Origin of the sequence: Sagittula salina, assembly GCF_017813235.1 — a bacterium.
GTDB lineage: Bacteria > Pseudomonadota > Alphaproteobacteria > Rhodobacterales > Rhodobacteraceae > Sagittula > Sagittula salina.
The window spans coordinates 18,227-38,615 of sequence record NZ_JAGISH010000022.1 but is presented as its reverse complement, the minus strand read 5'-3'; the positions used below and the strand labels follow the sequence as shown (position 1 = coordinate 38,615).

Below are 20,389 nucleotides of genomic sequence, written 5' to 3'. Positions count from 1 at the left end.
TGCCTCGAAATCGCAACACTGCCTGTTCCCGGCAAATGCGTTTCGACATGATCTGCGAAGCGAATGGCATCGATCACCGCCTGACCAAGCCCAGCCACCCCTGGACCAACGGCCAGGTCGAGCGGATGAACCGGACAATCAAGGACGCCGCCGTCAAACGCTTCCACTACGACAGCCACAATCAGCTCCGAACACATCTCGCGGATTTCATGGCTGCGTACAACTTCGCCCCAAGGCTCAAGACCCTCAGCGGGCTCACGCCCTACGAATACATCTGCAAAGCCTGGACTTCAGAGCCGGACAGATTCAGCCTTGATCCGATCCACCAGATGCCGGGACTGAACACCTGCCTGGGTATTACTTCCATGGGGGCGAGCATCAAGTGCCAGCCAGAGCTTGGTGGATCGAGTTCAAATTTTCTACACTTGGGGGTATCACCTTTCCGTATATCGTTGGCTAATGACAGCAGGCTCAGGCGCTGGCCAGTCCTGTGTCGAGACAGGCTAGGATCGTCATCACATGCTCCTCCGTCAGGACCAGCGGGGGCGACAGGATGATGTTCGGGCCCGATACGCGTACCATGGTGCCCGCTTCGTAAGTGGCGCGGTGTACGCGGGTGATGGTGGCCTTGTCGATTGGTGTCCTGGAGCCGTGATCAGAGACCAGTTCGAGCGCGCACATCAGCCCGTGACCGCCGCGGACGTCGCCGATGATGGAATGCCGTTCGGCCAGTGCCTGAAGCCCGGCGTACAGCTGCGCGCCACGGTCGCTTGCGTTGTCCTTGACCTGCAGGCGCTCGGTCTCTTTCAGGCAGGCGATGGCAGCAGCGGCGCCGACGGGGTGGCCGGAATACGTGTACCCCGAACCGATGCTGCCCTTGGCTGTGCGGTCCTGTTCGAAAACCTCGGCCACCCGGTCGGACAGCATGACCGCGCCGAAAGGAAAGTAGCCGTTGGTGATCGCTTTTGCCGTGCTCATCAGATCCGGCTGCACCCCCCAGAGCCGCGATCCCGACCAGGCCCCGGTGCGGCCGTAGGCAGTGATGACCTCGTCGGCGATCAGCAGGATGCCGTGCCGGTCGCAGATCTGGCGCACCCCGGGCATGAAGCTTGCATGAGGTGGGATGACGCCGCCCGCGCCCAGGATCGGCTCCATGATGAATGCGGCTATGCTTTCGGCACCCTGAAAGGCAATCTCATCCTCCAGCGCGCTCAAACACAGCTGGGCCAACCGCTCCGGGTCGGATTCGTTGAACGGATTGCGGTAGGGGAACGGAGCCGGGATGTGGAAGCAGCCGGGCATCAGCGGTTCGTACTGGGTACGGAAGTTGGCATTGCCGTTGACCGAGGCGCCCAGCGTGTGCGTGCCGTGGTAGCCCTTTTTCAGTGAGAGGTATTTGACGCGCGCACCCTCGCCGCGCAGTTTGTGATACTGGCGGGCGAGACGCAGTGCGACCTCCACCGAATCCGAGCCGCCGGAGGTGAAGAAGGCGCGTGTCAGCCCGTCAGGGGCAAAGAAGTCACGCAACAACCACGACAGTTCGATCGCGGCGTCGTTCGAGGTGCCCCGGAACAGGGAATAATAGGGCAACCGGTCGAGCTGGGCGGCGATGGCGTCCTTGATCGGTGCGCAGGAGTAGCCGAGGTTCACGTTCCACAGCCCGCCCACAGCATCCACCGTGCGGTGGCCATCGACATCGGTGATCTCCACGCCGTCGCCTTCGACGATGATGTCGGGCGGATTGGCGAGGCTGTCCGCCGGGTGAGCCATCGGGTGCCACAGGTGACGGGCGTTGTTTTCCTTGAGGAAATTGGCGTCTTTCATGTCGAACCTCAAATGCGGGGCGCGGAGCCGTCCCTGTTTCAATACCTTTGCGTCAACCCGCCAAGCGAGCGCGAGGCTTCGCGGGCGGCTGTGCGCAGTTTCGTGGCGATATCGGCCAGCTTTTCCGGCGTTGCCCGAACGGACGGCACGGCGACCGACAAAGCGCCAATCACGCCGCCTTCGCCAAAAAGCGCCGTTCCCTGCGATGTCACCTCCGCATCGAAGGCCCCTTCCAATTGAGCAACACCACTCTTGCGGACCTCGGCCAGCAGCGCACGCAGGCGGGCGGGGTCGGTGATGGTCTGGCCCGTGTGGTGGGCCAGCGGGCGGGCGAGGATTCGGGCCTGCAGCGCCTCCGGGGCGAATGCCAGTACCGAAAGGCCTGAGGAGGTGGCGTGCAGGGGTAGCATCTCGGATTCGTCGAAATGCACGTGGATGCCGTGCTGATGCGGGTCGGCATGCACAACGGGCGACAGCGCTTCCCCCTGGAGGAGAGAGGCATGGGCCAGCTCTCCGGTGGCTTCCGCGAGTGCGGTGACGATGGGGTGGAGCAGCTTGCGAACGGGGAAGGACGCCTCGCGCACTGCCGCCAGTCGCAGGAGTGCCGGGCCCAGGCGGTAGGCCCGGGTGCCGGGGTGTTGTTCGAGAAAGCCATTATGAGCCAATTCCGTGAGGTGGCGGTGCACGGTTGCCTTGTCGCGGCCCGTTAGGCGGGCAAATTCTGCCAGTCCGATCTCAGGTCTCGTATTTGAAAAGTGGTCCAGCAGGTCCAGCGCCTTGGTGATCGTCCCCATCAGCGCCCCCACTCGTAAAAGCGGGCAATTTCCTCGCCGAGAAAGCCGTGGTCCGCCGGTTCGTGCAGGCTTGCGCGGGCGCGCGCCGTGACCTCGGTGCCGACGACATCGGCGTATTCCTCCACGAGATCGCAGATGAAACGGTGGGTCATCTCCGGATGGTGTTGCAGGGTGTACAGGTGATCGCCCATCGCCAGACCCGCCACGGGCAGGCCCTCACCGGTGTAGACGGTGCGGGTGCCGGCGGGTGCGGCGGCGACCTGTTCGATATGCGAGCCGTAAACCGGAATGGAGTTCGACCCGTAGGCCCAGGGCATCGGAGCGGCCCGGCGCACGCGGAGCAGCCCATGGCCCCAGCCCTGCGGGTTGCGGATGATCCCGGCGCCTAGCGTCCGGGAAATCAGCTGATGGCCGAAGCAGGCGCCGTACAGTTTCTGACGGCGGGCGATGGCTGCGCGAACCACATCCATCAGGCGCAACATCCACGGCGCGTCCTCGGTCACACTGGCTGGACTGCCGGTGATCAGAAGCCCATCGAACCGCGCCGGGTCAGCCGGGAATTCTCCTTTGCACACCCAGAACGGTGAAAACCGCCAGTCCGGGCGTACTGTGCCAAGCAGTGTCGCGAACTTTTCGCCGTCGTCGGGGCGTGCGCTGGCGAAGGCGCTGAAATCCGTGTTGGTGACAAGGATGGCGATGTGCATCACAGGAACCACACGTAGAAATCCAGAAGCGCGTTGGGTTCCAGATCGCGGGTCTTGCGGAACTCGCGCTCTTTCATGAAGATCAGATGCTCCACCAGTTCCACGCCCACGGCTCGCGCCAGCGCCGTGTCCGCGGCGAGGTCGCGCATCGCGTGCCGCAGGGTGGGGGCCGTGCCGACACGGGCGTCGGTCTTGTCAAAGCCGTCTCCGGTCTCCATCGGGGGCAGGGGGTAGGCGTTATCGAACCCGAGTCGCGCAGCCTGCAATACGGCGGCGGCGGCGGTGTAGGGATTGGCGGAAGCATCGGCCATACGGTGTTCCAGCCGCGCCTTGTCCCCGCCTTCGCCGGAGATCCGTGTGGTCACGCCGCGATGGTCGCCGCCCCAGTTCTGCCAGTAGCCCGACATGGCGCCCGGTTGCAGTCGCAGGTAACTGCCGGCGGTGGGGGCGACCAGCCCGGCCAGCCCCTTGTGGTGCTTCACAAGCCCCGACAGGCAGCCGCGCGCCAGGTCGTTCAGGTGCTCCGGCCCGCCCTTCGGTCCGTTCGCCAGCGCGTTGTTGCCCTGCGCGTCGGTGAAGCTGAGGTTGATGTGCATCCCGGAACCGCCCAGCTCGGGGATCGGTTTCGGAAGGAAGGTCAGGACGATACCGTGGTTCAGGGCGACTTCGCGCGCCATCTGCCGGAACAGCACGATATCATCCACCGCTTTCAACGCGTCGTCGAAGGTCAGCGTGTATTCGAACTGCGGGCTGTCGTATTCGGCGGTGATCATGTCGAGCCGGAAGCCCAGCTCCTCTGCCTTGCGCCAGATCGCGTCGTTGATATGCATCGGGTCGGCAAAGGGTCCGGTGCCGTAAACCACGCCGCCGGGCGCATCGTAGGGGCGCAAACGTCCGGAGGGGTCGCCCTGCAGCGCGAAGGCCTCTAGTTCGATCCCCAGTTTCGGCGTCAGCCCGTGGCGCTGCCAGTCAGCCACCGCGCGCTTCAGCGCGCCACGCGGGCAAAGCGACAGCGGACCGTCCTCGTCGTGCAGATCGCCCAGCACCACTTGCGTGCCCGCCTCCCAGCCCGGGCGGATGTCGTCGGCCTGCCAGCGAAGCTCCATGTCGGGCGCGCCCTCGCGAACCTTCGTGTGGGGCGCGTCGAGCAGCAGGTCACGGTCGTAATGCACGGCGAATGTCGCGCGGGCAAAGCGGCTGGAGTCGGTGCCGATTTTCGAACCGGGCAGATACTTGCCCCGACAGATTGACAGGTGGTCGCAGAAGAGGGCGCGGAGGCGGTCTTGCATATGGATGGGTTCTCAGCTTGGCGTGACGGTCACGGGCAGGCGCTTGAGGCCGCCGACAAAGTTGGAGCGGACGAAAGCCTCCGGACCGGCGGGCTCGATGGCGCGAATGCGGGCGACGAGTTCTTGAAACAGGACGCGGATTTCCAGCCGCGCGAGGTGCATTCCCAAACAGACATGCGGCCCGCCCTGGCCCCAGCCGAGCTGCCGGTTGGGCCTGCGCGAGAGGTCGAGCCGGTAGGGATCGGGAAACATCGCCTCGTCGCGGTTGGCGGAGGCGAACCAGTAGATCACCTTGTCGCCCTTGCGGACCAGTTGTCCGTGTACCTCCACGTCGCGGGTGGCCGTACGCCGGAAATAGGTGGCGGGGGAGGCCCAGCGAACGATTTCGTCGGGCGCGGTGCCCCAGAGATCGCCCGTCTGCAAAGCCTGCAGCAGGCCGGGCTGTCGCGCCAGTGCCTGAATGCCCGCCGCGATGGAATAACGCGTCGTGTCATTCCCCGCTGCCACCAGCAGGCAGAAGAAGTTGCGGAATTCACTGTCGGAAATTGTCTCGCCGGTCTCGTCCGGCTGCAGGACCATGTGCAGGATGCCATTCGTGTCGCCTGTGGCGTTCTTCCGATCCATCAGGTCGCGGGCGTAGTCATATAGCTCCGCTCCGGCGGGCGAATTGAAGGGCATGAGCCTGTAGGCGTCCGTCTCCAAGCGGTCCACGACGTGCTGGGTGAAATCCGGGTCTGCGTTCGCCATCAGCGCGTCGCCTTTTTCAACCAGCCAAGGCAGGTCCTCCTCTGGCGTGCCGAGAATCTGGCCCAACATCCGCATCGGCAGTTCGCGTGCGATTTCTCGGGTGGCATCAAACGTGCCCATGGCCAGCGCCCGATCCAGGATCGGCCCGCAGAGCGTGCGCACCTGATCCTCGAAGCCGGCAATGACGGGGGCCGAGAACGCCTTTGCCACTTTCATGCGCACCTTGCGGTGTGCCGCCCCGTCGACCTCCTGAAAGGTGCGGCGGGCGAGGTATTCCTCCTCGGTCTGATCCTCCATGCGGATGCCATGACCGGAGGTGAACGTTTCCGTGTCGCGGATCATCCTGACAATGTCATCGTGCCGGCTGATCGACCAGTAGCCGCGCCCGTACTCGAAGTCCGACCAGGCACAGGGGATGTCGCGCCGCATCCGGGCGAAGGTGTTGTAGGGCGCGCCATCCGCAAAGGAATCGTGCGATCCGAGATCGGCAAAGCCGTCGTCTTCAGGAACCCATATGGTCATATGTCCTCCGGCGGCGCTGGATTTTGAGGCGGTCGTCGAAATGGCGGGTCTGACGGCCCGCGATGCGGCGGATGAAACGGGCGGACGCCTTGCGCGCGGGACTGCGGCGGTCGGGGGTGCGCCAGTCGCGGATAGTCCGCCAAAGCGTCGAGGCGAGGATCATCACGATCACGCAGAACAACAGAAAGGCGATGGGGCGGTCGATGAAATCCCAGGGCACTTTGACCCGGTTCATGGCGGCGCGGAGTTTGACCTCCATGATGTTTCCCAGAACCATGCCGAGGATAATCGGCACGATGGGCATGTTCAGCCGCTTCAGCGCGTAACCGAATAGACCGAAGACAGCCGCGATACAGCAATCCACCGCCGAATTGCGGATCGAGTAGACGCCGACGAAGGACAGCATCAGCACGCACATCCCCAGAAAGCGGTTGGGGATCTGTGTCAGTTTTACCAGCCAGCCGGTGGAAACCAGCAGGAACACGACCACCAGCACGTTCAGGATCAGCAGCGCGAGGTAGAGGGCCACGACGAAATCCATCTGCGTCTGGAACAGCCCGGGCCCCGGCACGACATTGTGCACGTAGAAGACCGACAGCATCATGGCGGTCAGCGCTTCGCCGGGGATGCCGAGCGCGAGGAGCGGGATCATGGCGGCGGCGGGGACGGCGTTGTTGGCTGCCTCTGAGGCGATCAACCCTTCGGAGGAGCCATGCCCGAAGGCCTCAGGCGTCTTCGACAGCCTGCGGGCCGAGGTGTAGGACAGGAACTGCGCGGTGAACTCTCCCACGCCCGGCACCATTCCCATGACCACGCCAAAGCTGGCCGCAATCGATGCCACGCGCGGGTGGCGCGCCAGCTCTCGGAAGCCTTGTAGGAGTGAGCCGCGCGCGCGGGGCGTGCGGATCTTTTCGTCATCCATGGTGAGCAGCAAAAACGCCTGCGACAGGGCAAAGAGTCCCAGCACCACCACGATCAGGTTGATGCCGGAGGCCAGCCACGACTGATCGAAAGTGAAGCGGCGGGTGTATTTCACCGGCTCCAGCCCAACGGTGGACAGGAAGATGCCGAACCCCGTGAGTGCTGCGGCGATCAGCATCTGGCCCTTGTGTGCTGTTATGACGAGGATCACCCCAAGGAGGGCCGCAAGGAAGATTTCGCGCGCGCCGAACATCGGCGCGACCTTCGCCAGCACGGGCGAAAGGGCGATCAGGCAGATGACAGAGAAGATGCCGCCGAAAAAGCTGGCCGAATAGGCCAGTGACAGCGCCCTCCGGCCTTCGCTGCGCAGCGTCATGGGGAAACCGTCATATGTGGTCAGGGCATTGACCGCCGTGCCGGGGGTGTTGATGAGAATGGCGGGAATCGACCCGCCGTACATGCTCGACCCGTAGATGCCCAGAAGCACGGTCAGCCCGACGATCGGGTCCATGGAAAACGTCGCGGGCAGCAGGATGGCGATGGCCACGGCAGGGCCGACACCGGGGATCGCGCCGATGGCCACGCCGCCAATGCTGCCAACCAGCAGGGCCAGCAGCACGTCCCAGCGGGCCAGCACCTCGATCGCGGCAAGGAAAATGTCCATCAGCGCCTCACAGGTATTGCAGCGCGAAGCCGCGCCAGCCGTCGGGGAGCGCTTCGTAGAGAACCGCGCCGGGGATCTTCACACCCAGCATCCCCTTGAACAGCAATACGGTGCCAAGCGCGAAAGCCGCCGCCAGCGCCATCCACCGCACGGAGCGATAGCCCAGCCGCCACGACAGCCCGCAGGCGAGCGCGAGGCTCATGGGCAGGAAGCCAATCCACGGCACGAGAAAGACGTAAGCCATGAACCAGCCCGCATATTCCACCGGCTCCAGCCAGCGCCGCGCCTCCTGCCAGTCCTCCCGGCGGGGGCGGCGGCGCGTCATCTGCCAGAGGTGCAGCGCCAGTGAGACGACCATCGTCCCCAGTGCCACCGCCGGCCAGAACCGCGGTTGCGCGGCAAAGCTGCGCGCCTTCTCGATCCAGGCGGTCTGCGCGGCGATCTGGCTCAGCAGGATCACCGACAGCCCGAGAAAGGCTGCGACAAAGAGAATCTGTCCGGCGCCGCGCGTGCGGGCCCGAAGATCGGTTTCAAGGCTCATGGCTGCATCCCTTGGACAATGGGGGTCCGTGCAAGGCCCCCGCGTCAGGTCATTCCAGCGCGGCGCCGATGGTGGCGAGCGTCGCCTTGTCGGTCTCGATGATGTCGGCGCTCTCGGTCGCGTCCATCCAGTAGACCAGCGCGCCGGTTTCCTCCGCCACCTTCTGGGCGCGCTCCGACATCACTGTCTTCGACGCCACGGCGGCGATCTTGTCGCGCACGTCCTGCGGCGTGTCCTTGGTCACGAACAGTCCGTTCCACAGCGCAATGTCGAGCTCGGGGTCGACCTCGCCGATGGTCGGCGTGTCCGGGACCTTCGAAATTCGCTCCCCGGTGATGGAAACCAGCACCTTTACCTGGTCGAGACAGGGCAGGATCAGTTGCAGCGTGGTGTTGATCACGTCCGCATCGCCCGAGGCCAGCGTATTGCAGTCAAGCGCGTCGAAGGCGGCATCCGAGGCCCATTCGAATTCCATTTTCTTCGCCAGTGCCTTGGTTACCTGCGTCGGCGTCAGAACGTCGCCGAAATGGCCCAGAACCACGTCGTGTTCCCTGGCGTGGTCGGCCAGTTCCTGCATCGTGGAATAGGGCGCGTCGCCGGAGGCAGCGATGACAAAGGGATAGGTGAGGAAAATGCCCACGGGGTCGAATTTTTCGGGCGTCAGATCGGGGATGTCGATCTGGTGGCCGATCAGCGCCACGGCGGGCACGAAGGATCCGACGGTGTAGCCATCGGCGGGGGCATTGGCCACGTCGATTGCGCCGGGGAAGGGGCCGCCACCGCCGCCGGGTTTGTTCACCACCGCAGCCGCGACGCCGTATTCGGCCTGGAAGTCTTCCGCGATCATGCGGGTCAGCACGTCCTCAAGGTCACCGGGCGGCCATGGCACGATGAAGCTGACGGGCTTTTCAGGGTATTCGGCAAGTGCCGCCCCCGCGAAGGTCATGGAAAGCGCGGCAAGTCCCGCGGTCAGGCTGCGTTTCATCTCTGTCTCCCTGTGACAGCTGGCCGGTTCGTTATTCGAACCTGTGGTGATGAATTCATCATGACCGGCTGGTTGATCCTGTCAACAAATTCCTGATCGGCCTGCGGGCGATTGACAGACCAAGACGCAGGTTGCGATGATTTTGAGAAGATCGGTTTGAATAACGAACCTTGCGCGCTGGCGCGGGCAACGCGGGAGCAAGGCATGGACGGCATGGATCGCACTATCCTCGTGGTCGGGACATACGACACGAAGAACGCAGAGCTGGACTACCTCGCAGAGGTCATTCGCGGGCAGGGGGGCAGGGTGCGAACGGTGGATGTGAGCGTGCTGGGCGACCCCGAAAGCCCATGCGATCATTCCAAACATGAGGTGGCAGAGGCTGCCGGCAGCAGTATGGCAGAGGCCATCGCGGGCGAGGATGAGAACTTCGCCATGCAGATCATGGCGCGCGGAGCGACGGCGCTGGCACAGCGGCTGTATCAGGTGGGCGCGTTCGACGGTGTGATTGTACTGGGCGGCACGATGGGCACGGATCTCGCGCTGGATCTTTGCGCGGCACTGCCGCTGGGCGTGCCGAAATACGTGGTTTCCACCGTGGCCTTCTCGCCGCTGATCCCGGCGGAGAGACTGGCGGCGGACATCCAGATGATCCTCTGGGCGGGGGGGCTCTATGGCCTGAACGCGGTCTGCAAGGCGTCTCTTTCGCAGGCGGCCGGTGCCGTGCTTGGGGCCGCGCGGGCAGTACGGAAACCTGGCGTGGAGCGACCACTGATCGGCATGACTTCGTTTGGGAAAACCGTTCTGCGCTATATGGCAGCCTTGAAACCGGCGCTGGAGGAACGGGGCTTCGAGGTGGCTGTGTTCCACGCAACCGGCATGGGCGGGCGGGCGTTCGAGGCTCTTGCGGCGGAGGGGGCCTTTGCCTGCGTGTTGGATTTCGCGCCGCAGGAGGTGGGCAATCACCTGATGGGGTCGCAGATCACAGCCGGCGCGGACCGGATGACGAACGCGGGCCGCGCGGGCATTCCGCAGATGGTGTCGATAGGGTGCTATGACCTTGTGGATTTTGTCGGGTGGCAGGAGCCGCCTGAAGCGCTGCGCGGGCAGGAGGTGCACGCGCACAACCGCCTGCTGTCGTCGGTTCTGATGACGGGGGAACAGCGCCGCGCGATGGCGCGGGAAATCTGTGCAAAGCTCGCAACGGCTCGCAACGAAACCATTTTCCTGCTGCCGTTGAAGGGTGGCAATGAGTGGGACAGGGCGGGCGGCCCACTGCATGACGCAGACGGGCTCGCGGTTTTCGTGGAGGAAATGCGTGCAGCGTGCCCGCCGAACGTGTCGCTGCGAGAGATTGACGCGCATATCAACGACGAGGCTTTCACAGCCGCAGTGCTGGAGCAATTTGATGCCTGGCGCACGGCGGGCGTTATCGAGACAGCCAGTTAGATCCGAATTCATCTTTGCCTTTAGAGGCAGGGCGCTTGTGGTTTCCCGCCCTGCGGATCACCGAATTGGTGCCGGCGTGACGCGCGCAAAGGCGCCTGAGCGCGCATAGACCGGAAATTACCAGAATTCCGGTCGATAACGCCCATGTGCCCGGCCGGGTATTACCCATTTCCACCGTTGACCCGGAGCGCCCTGCGGCGGAGGCTCGGCCCCGCGCGAAAGGCGCGCAGGGAGGAACAGGCCATGGAATTCGCACTTAACCACATGACGGCGCCACGGCTCGATTGGCGGGGGATGATTGCGCTCGCGCAGGAGACCGGTTGCGTCGGGATCGAGTTCCGCAACGATCTCGGTCGTGCGCTCTTTGAGGGCTTTCGCCCGGAGCTGGTGGCGGAGGAAATGGCGCGGGCCGGGCTGCGGGTGCTGACCCTAGGGCAGGTGTCGCGGTTTGATTCCGGCGGTATGGAGGTGCTGCAGGAGGTCGCCGGGCTCATCGCGCTGGCGCAGGACCTGGAGGCGGAGGCGATCAGTCTCGTGCCATGTGCCGACGGCAGCGGGCGCGACTACCGGCGCGTGCTGGCAGAGATCCTGCCGATGCTGCAGGAGGCGCAGATGATTGCGCTGGTGGAACCGCTGGGGTTCGCCGCCACGGTGCTGCAGACAAAAGCGCAAGCGGAGCAGGCGATCGAGGCCGTCGGCGGGCAGCACCATTTCCGGCTGGTGCATGATACCTTTCATCACGCGCTGGCGGGGGAGGCCGCGCTGTTCCCGGCGCAGACCGGGATGGTGCATGTCTCCGGCATCGACGGCGACGGCCGCACGGACCGCGACCGGGGGCTGGTGAGTGGCGACGACAGGCTGGGAACAGTGGCGCAGGTCGCGGCGCTCATGGCGGCGGGCTACGCGGGGCCGGTGAGCATGGAGATCTTCGCCCCCGAGATCCAGAAACTGCCGCACGACACGTTGGTGAAGGGGCTGCGCGCCTCGTTTGACCTGATCCGGGCGGGTGTGGCCGATGGCTGAACAGTTCCTGTTTGATGGGCCAGAAGGCGGGCCAGAAGGCGGGCCAGAAGGCGGGCCAGAGGGCGCGGTGACGGTGCTGCTGGCGCATGGCGCAGGTGCGGCGATAGATACGCCGTTCATGAACCAAATGGCGCAGGCGCTGGCATCGCATGGCCTGCGGGTGGCCCGGTTCGAGTTCGACTACATGGCGGCGCGGCGGGAGGGCGGGCCGAAGCGGCCGCCGCCCAAGGTCGAGATGCTCTGCGACGAGTATCGAGCGGCGCTGGAGGCGCTGCCGGGATCGGGGCGGGTGATCCTTGGCGGGAAGTCCTTGGGCGGCCGGGTCGCCAGCATGATCGCGGAGGGGGCGGATTGCGCGGGTGTGCTATGCCTCGGATACCCGTTTCACCCCCAGGGGAAACCGGAAAAACTGCGCGTGGCGCATCTGGCGAGGGCAGAAAGGCCGGTGCGGATCGTTCAGGGCACGCGCGACCCCTTTGGCACGCCGGAGGAGGTGGCGGGGTACCGGTTGTCGAAAGCGGTCAGCCTGCAATGGCTGCAGGATGGCGATCACGACTTCAAACCGCGAAAGCGGGTGACCGGACGCACTCAGGCGGATCTGATTGCCGAGGCGGCGGCCGGTACGGCAACGTGGATCGCGGCGCTCTGACCGCTCTGGACATTTCTGGACGAGGCGGTCTACAAATTAGCCATGCATGTTGATGCCACCCCTGAGGGCCGCCGCAAGCGTGGACGCCCAAAGGCCGCCCCGGAGAGTTCGGAAGTGCGGACTCGGCTGATCCGTGCCGGGCTTGAGCGGCTGACAGAGCGCGGCTACCCGGCAACCAGCGTCGATGACTTGCTGAAAGCCGCGGGTGTCCCGAAGGGCAGCTTTTACCATCATTTCGGGTCGAAGGCGGGTTTCGGCGCCGCGGTGATCGACGCCTACCATGACTATTTTGCGGAGCGATTGCAGCGGTGTTTTCGGGGCTCTGCCCCGGCGCTGGAACGGCTCCGCGTTTTTACCCGCGCGGCGGAGGCGGGAATGGCCCGGCACGGGTATACGCGCGGTTGTCTGGTCGGCGTGCTTGGGCAGGAAACCGGCGCATTGCCGGACGGTTACGCCGCGCGGCTGGCCGAGGTGCTTGCCGACTGGCAGGCGCGCACCACGGTGCTGCTGGAGGAGGCCGCCCGCGAGGGCGCGCTGCGTCCCGGTGCCGATCCTCAGGCGCTGGCGTCGCTGTTCTGGACCGGCTGGGAGGGGGCTGTATTGCGCGCCAGAATGGAGCGCGGGCCGGACCCGCTCCGCCACTTTGCAGAAACGTTTCTCGCGCTGGTTGCGCGGGACGAAACGCCCCAGCGGCAAGCAGGGACAGACAAGGAGGACTGAAATGTTCGATGCAATCCTGATCGAGAAGACCGACGAGACGCAGAGCGTCAAACTCACGCAGGTCGGAGAGGACATGCTGCCGGAGGGCGATGTCCGGATCGACGTTGCCTGGTCGACGCTGAACTACAAGGACGCGCTCGCGATTACCGGCACGGCACCCGTGGTGCGCAAGTTTCCGATGGTGCCGGGGATCGACTTTGCCGGGGTGGTAACGCAAAGCGCGCACCCCGATTATGCGGTGGGCGATCACGTCGTGCTGAACGGGTGGGGCGTCGGAGAGGTACACTGGGGCGGGCTGGCAAAGACCGCGCGGGTGAAAGGCGACTGGCTGGTGCCGCTTCCGGAAGGGATCTCCATGCGGCAGGCGATGGAGATCGGCACGGCGGGCTACACGGCAATGCTGTGTGTCATGGCGCTGGAGGCGCACGGCGTGGTGCCCGCCTCTGGAGAGGTGGCGGTGACGGGTGCTGCGGGGGGTGTCGGGTCCGTCGCGACGCTGCTGTTGGCCGGCCGAGGTTTTGACGTCGCCGCGGTGACAGGGCGCGCATCGGAGGCGGACTACCTGACGGGGCTCGGGGCCACGTCCATCGTCGATCGGGCGGAACTGTCCGGCAAGGTGCGCCCGCTGAACAAGGAGCGCTGGGCGGGGGCCGTCGATGTAGCGGGCAGCACGGTTCTGGCGAACCTGCTGTCGATGATGCGCTACGGCGGCACGGTAGCGGCCTGCGGACTGGCGGCGGGGATGGACCTGCCGACATCCGTGGTGCCTTTCATTCTGCGCGGTGTGACGCTTGCGGGTGTGGACAGCGTGATGTGCCCATCCGAGAAACGCCGGGAGGCGTGGCGGCTTCTGGCGGCGGAGCTGGATCTGGAAAAGCTGGGCGGAGCCTCGGTGGAGGTGCCCATGGACAAGGTGATCGAGACGGCGCCGAAGTTCCTCGATGGTCAGGTGCGCGGGCGCATCGTCGTGCCGGTGGCGCCCGAACTGGGCTGAGATCTGATGGCGGGCGGGATGCCTAGCGCCCGCCCGCTGTCTGCCCGCCCGCTGCCCGGCCTCCCGCGGCCTGCCCGGCGGTCGAGAGTTCGATGACCTCGGTGGTCATCTGCTCTTGCCGGGCCTGCCGGTACTGCTGGTCGACCTCGGCGCGGCGCGTCTTGAGGCTGGATTGCGCGCGGGCCATGGCCTCTACCCGGGCGCGGTTCTCGATCTGCAGTCCAGTCATCAGTGTCCGGGCGACCTCGGCAAAGAGGGCCTCTGCCAGGAGGGCGCGGATCAGGGCGGGCACGGACAGGGTGGTCAACGGCAGAGCGGGGGGGCTTCGGGGCGCGTCATCGGACGCTTCGGGCGGCCAGACCTGCCATTCCTTCACCGGCAGACCGGGCGCGTCGTGACCCGACAGCGCGCGGATCGGGCCGGGGTGATCCTCTCCGAAGTGCAGCAGCGCGTCGGTAACGGCGCTGGCCAGCGGCGGGACGAAGCGCGCGGCGGTGGGCATGTCGGCGGACCAGAGCGGTGTAGACCCGGCAACCTCCAACATGGCGCGGGTGCGCTGTCCGATCACCAGAAGGCCGGTGTCGGGCGGCAGTTGCAGCGCCGCCTCTGCCACGCGGGCGGGGTAGCCGCCGCAGAACCCCTGCGCAGCGCCCACCACCAGTGCGAGACCCGGCCCTTGCTGTACAATGGCGGCGGGGGCGGCAAGGCGCGACAGCGCGTCCGAGACCTGCGCATCATAGGAGGAGATGGCGCGCTGGGCGCCGTGGGCCTCCGACACGCGGCCCGAGGCAATGGCCCTGAGCGCGCCCACGACCTCTCCGATGTCGTCGATCACGGCGCGGCGGCGGCGGACGTCTTCAAGCCGCTCCGTCATGGCTGTTCCAGCAGGCGCGTGACCTGCGCGGTGCAGGCGGCGCGGGCTTCCTCCGACAGTGTCGCGGGATCGGCGCGCAAGCCGTCCAGCGCCGGCTCGGCGGTGAGGGCGGCAGGCAGCCGGGGCTTGAGCGCGGCAATGCGGTCTTCGGGCACGCCATCCAGCGCGCCCGCGTCGAGCGCCGCCAGAAGCGCCACCTGCACCGCAAGCGGCATCGGCTGAAAGCGATCCTGCGCCAGAAGCGCTGCTATGGCCTCTCCGCGTTTCAGCCGTGCCGATGTGGTAGCGTCGCCAAAGCCGCCAAAGCGGGAGAACATCTTCATCTCCAGATACTGCGCGTAATCGAGCCGCAGCCGCCCGGCCACGGCCTTCATCGCGCCGGGCTGGGCCTTGCCGCCGACACGGCTGACCGAAAGGCCGACGTCCACCGCCGGGCGCTGGTTGGCGGCGAACAGCGCGCCGGAGGTCACGATCTGTCCGTCGGAGATGGAGATGAGGTTCGTCGGGATATAGGCAGAGAGATTGCCCGCGTCGATCTCCGCGATGGGCAGCGCGGTGAGAGAGCCGCCGCCGAGCGCGCCGGACAGTTTCCCTGCGCGTTCCAGCAACCGCGCGTGCAGGTAGAAGATGTCGCCGGGATATGCCTCGCGCCCCGGGGGCTGGCGGGCGAGCAGCGCGAGTTCGCGGTGAGTGGCGGCGTGTTTGGTGAGGTCGTCGTAAACGATGAGCACCTGCCGCCCACGGTCGCGGAACCATTCGGCCATGGCGGTGGCAGCAAAGGGCGCCAGCCAGCGCAGCCCCGGTTCGCCCGCCGGGTCCGCGACCACGGTTATTGTGCGCGACAGCGCTCCGAAATGGCGCAGCGTGTCGATGACGCGGGCTGTGGCGGTGCTGCGCTGGCCGATGGCGCAGTAGATGCTGATCACATCGCCATCCGTCTGGTTCAGGATGGCGTCCACGGCGATGGAGGTCTTCCCGGTCTGGCGTTCGCCTACGATCAACTCGCGCTGACCGCGCCCGATGGCAAACAGCGCGTCGACTACCAGAAGCCCGGTGGCCAGCGGTTCGGAGACGAAGTCGCGGTCGATGATGCTGGGAGCGGGGCGTTCGGCGGGCAGAGTCGCGCTCGTTTCCGGCGCAGGCAGATCGTCAAGCGGACCGCCCAATGGGTCCAGCACCCGGCCCAGCAGCGCCTCGCCCACCGGGACGGACAGCACGGCTCCAGTGCGCGTGACGGTATCGCCCGCGCTGATGCCCTCGGCACTGTCGAGGAAGGCGGCCTGCACCTCGTCTTCCTCGAGCGAGAGCACGAAGCCACGCGCCCCGGTGGCGAAGGTGAGGACTTCGTTCAGGCCAGCACCCGGAAGGCCGGCAAGCCGGGCGAGCCCGTCGGCCACGGCGATCACGGTGCCGCGTTCCTCCGCCGCGGGGCCGAGCTGGGTGCGGGCGAGCCGGTCCTTCAGCGCGGTCAGGACGGGATCGGAGGGTGTTTCAGGTCCCGTTTCAGGCCCCGTTTCAGGCCCAGTTTCAGGCGCGGTCATCGTGCAGGGCCTTTGCCAGCAGATCGAGGTCGTGGGCGAGCGAGTTGCGCAGCACGCCGCTGGGAGACCGCAGTTCGATCCCGGCGATCAGCGCGGGATCTGTGGCGGGGGTTGCCGTGGCGCCGTAGGGGGCCAGCGCGGCCTGCGCCTGACGCAGAAGGGCGTCAGGCAAACGTGCGGCGGAGACCAGTGTCAGCGGTCCGCTCAGCAGGGCCTTGCGATCCCCCTCAGGCATGGCCGCCAGCGTCGCGGCGAGGCGGTCGAGGTAGCCCTGCATGTCCGGCGGTTGCGCCGCCAGCGCCTGCCGGGCCACGGCCACCGAGAGGTCGCGCAGCCGGGTCAGGGCACGCTCGTCTTCCGCCTCGCGCTCGTGGCTGCGGGCGGCGCGGCCTTCCGCCACAATTTGCGCGGCCTCCTCGTGCGCCTTATCCAGCAGTTCGGCGCGACGGCTACCGGCCTCCCGCGTGGCGGCTTCGAGGATGGCGGCACGGGCGGCGGTCTGTTCGGCGGCTTGCGCATGGGCCTGCGCGGTGGCGGTCTCTGCCTCTGTCCGCGCCTGCGCGGCCGCATCGAGCGCGGCCTCCGTCTGGGCCTTGCGGCGGGCGATGATGTCGGCGACCGGGCGGAACAGGAAGTGTCGCAGGATCGCCAGCAGCACCAGGACGTTGACCAGTTGCAGCGCAAAGGTGGTGAAGTCGAAGGTCATGCCACGAAGGGGTTCGCGAACAGCAGCAGGAGCGCCAGTACGAGGCAATAGATGGCGGTCGTCTCGATCATGGCGAGGCCGACGAAGAGCGTGCGAGAGATGGTGCCAGCGGCCTCTGGCTGTCGCGCGATGGCGTCGACGGCGGAGGCCACAGCGCGGCCTTCGGCCAGCGCGGGGCCGATGGCACCGAGGCCCACGGACAGCGCGGCGGAGAAGATGCTGACGATCTGGATCATATCATTCATGAAGGGTCCTTTTCGGGGGGCTCTTTGCCGGAAACGGCGGAGCCGATGAAGACGATCGCGAGGGTGGCGAAGATGTACGCCTGCACGATGCCGGTCAGGAGGTCGAGCGCCATGAGTGGGATCGGGATCAGCAGACCCGCGAGCGAGAGGATGATGCCGATGATGAAGACGCCGCTCATGACGTTGCCGAAGAGGCGCACGGTAAGCGACAGGTGCCGGGTGATCTGTTCGACAAGGTTGAGGGGCAGCATGACCCAGCTGGGACGCGCGAAGCCCGCGAGCCAGCCGCCGACGCCCTGCGTCCGGATGCCCCAGCCGACGCTGGCGACAAACACTATGGCAGCCAGCGCCGCGTCGGTTTCGAGATGCGCGGTGGGGGGGTCCACCCCCGGAACGAGGGAGGAAAGGTTGGCGATCAGGATAAACAGCAGCAGGGTGCCGATCAGCGCGCGAAAACGGGCGGGGTCGCCGGGGATGGTGGCGGTGATTTCCGAATCGAGCGTCTCCACCAGCAGTTCCGCCACCGCCTGCACCCGGCCCGGCCGGGGCGACAGGCGGCGGCTGACGAGGATGGAGGCCAGCGTCAGCGCTGCCATGATGCCCCAGGTGGTGACGACGGGCCAGGTGACCGCAACTGAGCCGAGGGTGAAGGCGGTGGTTGTCGTCAGCGGGTTGTCCATTGCGCCCTCCACAGAACGAGGGCGCGCCCCGCCATGATCCCCGCCGCGCCCGACAGCAGTACCGGCCAGCCCGCCCCTGCGCAAAGCGCGAGAAAACCGCCGGTCAGGCCGAAGCGGCCCAGTTGCAGAGCCACGCCCGCAAGCCGCCCTTCCAGCAGCAGGTCGGTCACGCGTGCCAGCGTGGCAAAGTGCAGCCATCCGGTTGCCAGGCCCACGAGGCCGGCGGCGAGGCATAGAAGCGTCGTCATTGGTCGTGCATCCATCTGAAGGCCAGCCAAAGGCCCAGCACCGCCCCCACCAGCAGGAGCGCGGCGGAGAGCATGATGCCGGTGCCGAGCCAGCGGTCTAGCCGATGCCCCGCATAGATTCCTGCGAGGATCGGCAGGACGATGAGCCAGCCCAGCACGCCGATCTGTCCGAAACGGCGGGCGAGAGAGGGCTCGGGGTCTTCGCGTCCGGCGCGGGCGCGGGCATCGGCGCGGCGGGCGGCTTCCTCGGAGCGGGGGTCGCTCATGGTGCGTCCTCCCCGTCGAGATGCACGAGTTCGCCGGCCAGCGAGTCAGGGCCGAGCGCCAGCCCGCGCATCAGACGGCGGATGGCCCGGGCGTGCAGTTTCGCACTGTCTGTGCGGGCCTTGCGGGCGGCATCCTCGATCTCTGCCCGGGCGCGGCGGACCTCGACCTGAAGGTTGGCAAGGTCATCGCCGGTGATCGCTTCTCGGCAGGCGACGTGCACGGCCTGGCCGCCGGTCATGGAAAAGACCCCGCCACGCAGCACGCAAAACCGCCACGGGTTCGCAGTGCCCCGCCAGCGCAGCACGCCCGCGTCGATGACGGTGACGAAATCGGCGTGCCCGGGGAGGATGCCAAAGCCGCCGCTGGCGTCCTCCCCCCTGAGCGACGCCACGCCGGAGACCTCGACCACCCGTTCAAGCGGCGTCTCCACGATGAGCGAGAGCGCGGTCATGCCGCGCCCTTGCGGCGGGCCGCTTCGCGCGCCTCCGCCTCGCCAAGGTCGCCGATCATGTAGAACGAAGCCTCTGCCCAATCGTCGCAACCACCGTCGACAATGCGGCGGCAGCCGGCGATTGTGTCCGCGACAGCCACGCTGCGCCCCTCCATCCCGGTAAACGGGGCCGCCACAAAGAAGGGCTGAGTCAGGAAGCGTTGCAGGCGGCGGGCGCGTCCGACCATCAGTTGTTCCTCCCTCCCCAGTTCCTCGACCCCGAGCATGGCGATGACATCGCGCAATTCCTCGTAGCGTTCCATGATCTCGCGCACGTCGGCCGCCGTTCTGGCGTGATCCGCGCCCACGATGGCGGGATCGAGCAGCACGGAGGTGGTGTGCAACGGGTCGATTGCCGGGTAGATGCCCTGCGCGGCAAGATCACGCGACAGCACAACGGTGCTGTCCATATGCGTGCTGATTGCGGACACCGCCGGGTCTGTGAAATCGTCGGCGGGCACATAGACGGCCTCGATCGCGGTGATGGCGGCATGGCGACCCGACGCAATGCGCTCCTGCAGGCCCGCAACCTCGGTCTCCAGCGTGGGCTGGTAGCCTACGCGGGACGGCATCCGCCCGAGCAGTCCGGAGACCTCCGCCCCCGCCTGGACAAAGCGAAAGACGTTATCCATGAGCAGCAGCACGTTGCGCCGGTCCTCGTCGCGGATGTGTTCCGCGATGGTCAGCGCGGTCAGCGGAACCCGCCAGCGAGCGCCGGGCGGTTCGTTCATCTGGCCGTAAACCAGAACGGTGCGGTCGAGCACGCCATATTGCCCCATGTCGTGCAGCATCTCGTGCCCCTCGCGGGACCGCTCGCCCACCCCGGCAAAAACCGAAACGCCATCGTAGCCTGTTACCATCGCGTGGATCAGTTCGGTCACCAGAACCGTCTTGCCCACACCCGCACCGCCGAAAAGCGCGGCCTTGCCGCCCTGTGCCAAGGGCGCGAGCAGGTCGAGGATCTTGATCCCGGTAGAGAAGACCTCGATCGCGGCCTTGGCGCGGGAGAGCGGCGGGACCGGCTGATGGATGGCGCGGCGCGGTGTGTCGGCGGGTAGGGCAGGGCCATCGTCCCCGGGATCCCCCAGAACATTCAGCAGCCGCCCCAGTGTCGCGGGGCCCACCGGCACGGTGATCGGCCTATGGGTGAGCGTGGCGGGCATCCGCCGCGACAGCCCTTGCGTCGGTTGCAAGGCAATGGCGCGAAAGCGGCCATCTCCGAGGTGCGCCTGCACTTCGCAAGTGATGTCGTAGCCTTCGAGATCGACGATCACCGCAGTGCCCACGGCGGGAAGCGCGCCCTCGCAGGCGAAGTCGATCACCGGCCCGCGCACGGCCACGACATGGGCGGCGTCGCTCATGTCGTACTGCCCTCCCTGGTCTCGGGTCGGGCCGTAATCAGTTCGCAGAGCCGTGAAATCCCGTGCATGTCAATCCTTCCGCCAGGCGCGGCAGCATGACAAAGCCGCGCGTTCAGGTCGTTGGAATCGGAGACCCGTCACTGGTCATGAT

General features: G+C 66.5%; 22 protein-coding genes and 1 pseudogene. 6 read left to right on the top strand and 17 right to left on the bottom strand.

Annotated elements, in window-relative coordinates; all coding sequences use genetic code 11:
- Positions 1-41: 41 nt before the first annotated feature.
- Positions 42-344, top strand: a pseudogene (locus J5474_RS21655) (integrase core domain-containing protein); the annotation flags it as partial.
- A gap of 127 nt (positions 345-471) precedes the next feature.
- Here the strand turns inward: J5474_RS21655 and J5474_RS21650 are convergent.
- From J5474_RS21650 to J5474_RS21615, 8 genes are read right to left on the bottom strand one after another with little or no spacing between them, the layout of a single operon-like run.
- Entirely contained in the window at positions 472-1,824 is a 1,353-nt protein-coding gene (locus tag J5474_RS21650) for an aspartate aminotransferase family protein (protein WP_209364005.1), read from the bottom strand.
- Between the two features lie 38 nt (positions 1,825-1,862).
- Positions 1,863-2,618, bottom strand: a complete 756-nt coding sequence (locus tag J5474_RS21645) for an IclR family transcriptional regulator (RefSeq protein ID WP_209364003.1) — start codon at positions 2,616-2,618, stop codon at positions 1,863-1,865.
- Positions 2,618-3,322, bottom strand: coding sequence for a type 1 glutamine amidotransferase (locus J5474_RS21640; protein ID WP_209364001.1), 705 nt, complete (start codon positions 3,320-3,322; stop codon positions 2,618-2,620). Before J5474_RS21640 ends, J5474_RS21645 begins: the two co-directional genes overlap by 1 nt.
- A complete protein-coding gene (locus J5474_RS21635; RefSeq protein WP_209363999.1) occupies positions 3,322-4,611 on the bottom strand; it encodes a type I glutamate--ammonia ligase in 1,290 nt (429 codons plus the stop codon). The genes J5474_RS21640 and J5474_RS21635 overlap by 1 nt, the downstream gene beginning before the upstream one ends.
- Before the next feature lie 12 nt (positions 4,612-4,623).
- Positions 4,624-5,880: a cytochrome P450 gene (locus J5474_RS21630; RefSeq protein WP_209363997.1), complete on the bottom strand. Its 1,257-nt coding sequence runs from the start codon at positions 5,878-5,880 to the stop codon at positions 4,624-4,626.
- Positions 5,861-7,465, bottom strand: a complete 1,605-nt coding sequence (locus J5474_RS21625) for a tripartite tricarboxylate transporter permease (protein WP_209363995.1) — start codon at positions 7,463-7,465, stop codon at positions 5,861-5,863. The genes J5474_RS21630 and J5474_RS21625 overlap by 20 nt, the downstream gene beginning before the upstream one ends.
- A 7-nt stretch (positions 7,466-7,472) precedes the next feature.
- Entirely contained in the window at positions 7,473-8,006 is a 534-nt protein-coding gene (locus tag J5474_RS21620; protein WP_209363994.1) for a tripartite tricarboxylate transporter TctB family protein, read from the bottom strand.
- A gap of 49 nt (positions 8,007-8,055) precedes the next feature.
- On the bottom strand, positions 8,056-8,991 hold the full coding sequence (locus J5474_RS21615) for a tripartite tricarboxylate transporter substrate-binding protein (RefSeq protein ID WP_209363993.1): 936 nt from the start codon (positions 8,989-8,991) through the stop codon (positions 8,056-8,058).
- A gap of 213 nt (positions 8,992-9,204) precedes the next feature.
- On the opposite strand from J5474_RS21615, the gene J5474_RS21610 reads away from it, so the two are divergent.
- The 5 genes from J5474_RS21610 to acuI all read left to right on the top strand — a co-directional run bounded on the left by J5474_RS21610 (position 9,205) and on the right by acuI (position 13,826).
- Entirely contained in the window at positions 9,205-10,440 is a 1,236-nt protein-coding gene (locus J5474_RS21610) for a Tm-1-like ATP-binding domain-containing protein (RefSeq protein ID WP_425342910.1), read from the top strand.
- A gap of 243 nt (positions 10,441-10,683) precedes the next feature.
- On the top strand, positions 10,684-11,463 hold the full coding sequence (locus J5474_RS21605; RefSeq protein ID WP_209363992.1) for a TIM barrel protein: 780 nt from the start codon (positions 10,684-10,686) through the stop codon (positions 11,461-11,463).
- Positions 11,456-12,112: an alpha/beta family hydrolase gene (locus tag J5474_RS21600; RefSeq protein WP_209363991.1), complete on the top strand. Its 657-nt coding sequence runs from the start codon at positions 11,456-11,458 to the stop codon at positions 12,110-12,112. The genes J5474_RS21605 and J5474_RS21600 overlap by 8 nt, the downstream gene beginning before the upstream one ends.
- A 114-nt stretch (positions 12,113-12,226) precedes the next feature.
- The gene (locus tag J5474_RS21595) at positions 12,227-12,832 is read left to right on the top strand and encodes a TetR/AcrR family transcriptional regulator (RefSeq protein ID WP_342454081.1); all 606 of its coding nucleotides are present in this window, start codon (positions 12,227-12,229) and stop codon (positions 12,830-12,832) included.
- A 1-nt stretch (position 12,833) separates the two neighbouring features.
- Positions 12,834-13,826: an acrylyl-CoA reductase (NADPH) gene (acuI, locus tag J5474_RS21590; protein ID WP_209363988.1), complete on the top strand. Its 993-nt coding sequence runs from the start codon at positions 12,834-12,836 to the stop codon at positions 13,824-13,826.
- A 22-nt stretch (positions 13,827-13,848) separates the two neighbouring features.
- Here the strand turns inward: acuI and J5474_RS21585 are convergent, their stop codons facing one another.
- Genes J5474_RS21585 through atpD form a run of 9 tightly spaced genes read right to left on the bottom strand, consistent with a single transcriptional unit; the run spans position 13,849 to position 20,238 of the window.
- The gene (locus J5474_RS21585; protein ID WP_209363986.1) at positions 13,849-14,700 is read right to left on the bottom strand and encodes a F0F1 ATP synthase subunit gamma; all 852 of its coding nucleotides are present in this window, start codon (positions 14,698-14,700) and stop codon (positions 13,849-13,851) included.
- Positions 14,697-16,241, bottom strand: coding sequence for a F0F1 ATP synthase subunit alpha (locus J5474_RS21580; protein WP_209363983.1), 1,545 nt, complete (start codon positions 16,239-16,241; stop codon positions 14,697-14,699). The genes J5474_RS21585 and J5474_RS21580 overlap by 4 nt, the downstream gene beginning before the upstream one ends.
- Positions 16,228-16,947, bottom strand: coding sequence for a F0F1 ATP synthase subunit B family protein (locus J5474_RS21575; protein WP_209363981.1), 720 nt, complete (start codon positions 16,945-16,947; stop codon positions 16,228-16,230). Before J5474_RS21575 ends, J5474_RS21580 begins: the two co-directional genes overlap by 14 nt.
- Entirely contained in the window at positions 16,944-17,192 is a 249-nt protein-coding gene (locus tag J5474_RS21570; RefSeq protein ID WP_209363979.1) for a F0F1 ATP synthase subunit C, read from the bottom strand. The genes J5474_RS21575 and J5474_RS21570 overlap by 4 nt, the downstream gene beginning before the upstream one ends.
- The gene (locus J5474_RS21565; RefSeq protein ID WP_209363976.1) at positions 17,189-17,872 is read right to left on the bottom strand and encodes a F0F1 ATP synthase subunit A; all 684 of its coding nucleotides are present in this window, start codon (positions 17,870-17,872) and stop codon (positions 17,189-17,191) included. Before J5474_RS21565 ends, J5474_RS21570 begins: the two co-directional genes overlap by 4 nt.
- Positions 17,857-18,120: an N-ATPase subunit AtpR gene (locus J5474_RS21560; RefSeq protein WP_209363974.1), complete on the bottom strand. Its 264-nt coding sequence runs from the start codon at positions 18,118-18,120 to the stop codon at positions 17,857-17,859. Before J5474_RS21560 ends, J5474_RS21565 begins: the two co-directional genes overlap by 16 nt.
- Positions 18,117-18,386, bottom strand: a complete 270-nt coding sequence (locus tag J5474_RS21555) for an AtpZ/AtpI family protein (RefSeq protein ID WP_209363972.1) — start codon at positions 18,384-18,386, stop codon at positions 18,117-18,119. Before J5474_RS21555 ends, J5474_RS21560 begins: the two co-directional genes overlap by 4 nt.
- Positions 18,383-18,838 (bottom strand): F0F1 ATP synthase subunit epsilon, encoded by a 456-nt coding sequence (locus tag J5474_RS21550; protein ID WP_209363970.1) that lies wholly within the window; start codon positions 18,836-18,838, stop codon positions 18,383-18,385. Before J5474_RS21550 ends, J5474_RS21555 begins: the two co-directional genes overlap by 4 nt.
- Entirely contained in the window at positions 18,835-20,238 is a 1,404-nt protein-coding gene (atpD, locus tag J5474_RS21545; RefSeq protein ID WP_209363968.1) for a F0F1 ATP synthase subunit beta, read from the bottom strand. The genes J5474_RS21550 and atpD overlap by 4 nt, the downstream gene beginning before the upstream one ends.
- Positions 20,239-20,389 lie beyond the last annotated feature (151 nt).

Excerpts from the sequence above, each read along its gene's own strand:
- J5474_RS21600 (WP_209363991.1), top strand. The coding sequence starts at position 11,456 with ATGGCTGAACAGTTCCTGTTTGATGGGCCAGAAGGCGGGCCAGAAGGC.
- J5474_RS21625 (WP_209363995.1), bottom strand. The coding sequence starts at position 7,465 with ATGGACATTTTCCTTGCCGCGATCGAGGTGCTGGCCCGCTGGGACGTG.
- J5474_RS21580 (WP_209363983.1), bottom strand. The coding sequence starts at position 16,241 with ATGACCGCGCCTGAAACTGGGCCTGAAACGGGGCCTGAAACGGGACCT.
- J5474_RS21620 (WP_209363994.1), bottom strand. The coding sequence starts at position 8,006 with ATGAGCCTTGAAACCGATCTTCGGGCCCGCACGCGCGGCGCCGGACAG.
- acuI (WP_209363988.1), top strand. The coding sequence starts at position 12,834 with ATGTTCGATGCAATCCTGATCGAGAAGACCGACGAGACGCAGAGCGTC.
- J5474_RS21640 (WP_209364001.1), bottom strand. The coding sequence starts at position 3,322 with ATGCACATCGCCATCCTTGTCACCAACACGGATTTCAGCGCCTTCGCC.
- J5474_RS21650 (WP_209364005.1), bottom strand. The coding sequence starts at position 1,824 with ATGAAAGACGCCAATTTCCTCAAGGAAAACAACGCCCGTCACCTGTGG.
- J5474_RS21630 (WP_209363997.1), bottom strand. The coding sequence starts at position 5,880 with ATGACCATATGGGTTCCTGAAGACGACGGCTTTGCCGATCTCGGATCG.
- J5474_RS21645 (WP_209364003.1), bottom strand. The coding sequence starts at position 2,618 with ATGGGGACGATCACCAAGGCGCTGGACCTGCTGGACCACTTTTCAAAT.
- J5474_RS21615 (WP_209363993.1), bottom strand. The coding sequence starts at position 8,991 with ATGAAACGCAGCCTGACCGCGGGACTTGCCGCGCTTTCCATGACCTTC.
- atpD (WP_209363968.1), bottom strand. The coding sequence starts at position 20,238 with ATGAGCGACGCCGCCCATGTCGTGGCCGTGCGCGGGCCGGTGATCGAC.
- J5474_RS21565 (WP_209363976.1), bottom strand. The coding sequence starts at position 17,872 with ATGGACAACCCGCTGACGACAACCACCGCCTTCACCCTCGGCTCAGTT.
- J5474_RS21555 (WP_209363972.1), bottom strand. The coding sequence starts at position 18,386 with ATGAGCGACCCCCGCTCCGAGGAAGCCGCCCGCCGCGCCGATGCCCGC.
- J5474_RS21610 (WP_425342910.1), top strand. The coding sequence starts at position 9,205 with ATGGATCGCACTATCCTCGTGGTCGGGACATACGACACGAAGAACGCA.
- J5474_RS21550 (WP_209363970.1), bottom strand. The coding sequence starts at position 18,838 with ATGACCGCGCTCTCGCTCATCGTGGAGACGCCGCTTGAACGGGTGGTC.
- J5474_RS21605 (WP_209363992.1), top strand. The coding sequence starts at position 10,684 with ATGGAATTCGCACTTAACCACATGACGGCGCCACGGCTCGATTGGCGG.
- J5474_RS21635 (WP_209363999.1), bottom strand. The coding sequence starts at position 4,611 with ATGCAAGACCGCCTCCGCGCCCTCTTCTGCGACCACCTGTCAATCTGT.
- J5474_RS21570 (WP_209363979.1), bottom strand. The coding sequence starts at position 17,192 with ATGAATGATATGATCCAGATCGTCAGCATCTTCTCCGCCGCGCTGTCC.
- J5474_RS21585 (WP_209363986.1), bottom strand. The coding sequence starts at position 14,700 with ATGACGGAGCGGCTTGAAGACGTCCGCCGCCGCCGCGCCGTGATCGAC.
- J5474_RS21560 (WP_209363974.1), bottom strand. The coding sequence starts at position 18,120 with ATGACGACGCTTCTATGCCTCGCCGCCGGCCTCGTGGGCCTGGCAACC.
- J5474_RS21575 (WP_209363981.1), bottom strand. The coding sequence starts at position 16,947 with ATGACCTTCGACTTCACCACCTTTGCGCTGCAACTGGTCAACGTCCTG.